General features: G+C 61.7%; 1 protein-coding gene. It reads left to right on the top strand.

Features of this window, described 5'->3' with window-relative positions:
- Nucleotides 1-281 precede the first annotated feature (281 nt).
- On the top strand, nucleotides 282-839 hold the full coding sequence (locus KGA66_RS29220; RefSeq protein ID WP_211472860.1) for a M48 family metalloprotease: 558 nt from the start codon (nucleotides 282-284) through the stop codon (nucleotides 837-839).
- Nucleotides 840-935: the final 96 nt, after the last annotated feature.

Raw genomic sequence — 935 nt, 5'->3', positions numbered from 1 at the left:
GACACCTGAATGATCCTCAGATGCCGTGCCCGCCCGCAAATCCGGCATGTCAGGCCACGCAGACCGTGCCGACGCACGGCTAAACCACCACGAACCCAGCCGCAAGATCACTTTGTCATTGACCCTGCTCGCGACCCGAGGCAATGATGCTGCCGGATGACGCACGCACCGATATGGCTTCAAAACCATCAGGATATTCCGCCATTACGATGGACGGGAGTACGCCAAGGATCATGCCATGGGGCTCTCTCGGGTCCAGGAATATCGGCGCTCCAGCGCTCGTGTTGATCGCAATACAGTTGCCCGGCCTGCTCATATCGGCCGCAGTCGTCTGGGAACTTGCAGCCCTCGGCGGCACCAGATTCGCCATCGAAGTCCTGCTGGGATGGCTCCTGTCTGGATTGCTCGTGTTCGTCCGCTCAGTGGAGGAGCTGGTCGCGGCACGGTATATGCGGCTGCGACGACCCGACACCTACGAGCAATATCTCCTCGCGGCGGCCTGGGAGCGGGTCTGCCGCGAGGCCGGGGTGAGGCCGGACCGGTTCACCTTCTGGATCGAAGAGAGCAACCAGGCGAACGCCTTTGCGTCAGGCGGTCATATCGTGGCCGTCACGCGCCGGGCCTTGATGCGGATGGATCCCGGCCAGACCGAGGCTGTGCTGGCACACGAACTCGGGCATCATCTCAAAGGCCATGCCTGGGTCAGCCTGTTGTTCTTCTGGTACATACTGCCCGGTCGCGTGGCGAGTCAGGTGCTTCTGTTCGTCCTCTCGCGTTCGGTCGCTTTCGCCGCGCGTGTGCCGTATCTGGAGGGTTATTCAAAAGCCCACTTCAGGTAGTACAGGCCGACGATGGCGCGGAGTGTGGCGGGGAACTTCTCCAGGGGTGGCCGGAAGCGGGTGGTTAGGATTTTCCAGTTCTGCAGGTGTGAGTTC

This window comes from Actinocrinis puniceicyclus (genome assembly GCF_018283645.1).
Taxonomy (GTDB): domain Bacteria; phylum Actinomycetota; class Actinomycetes; order Streptomycetales; family Catenulisporaceae; genus Actinocrinis; species Actinocrinis puniceicyclus.
The sequence above is the reverse complement of the archived record's forward strand: the minus strand, read 5'-3'. Positions and strand labels throughout refer to the sequence as shown.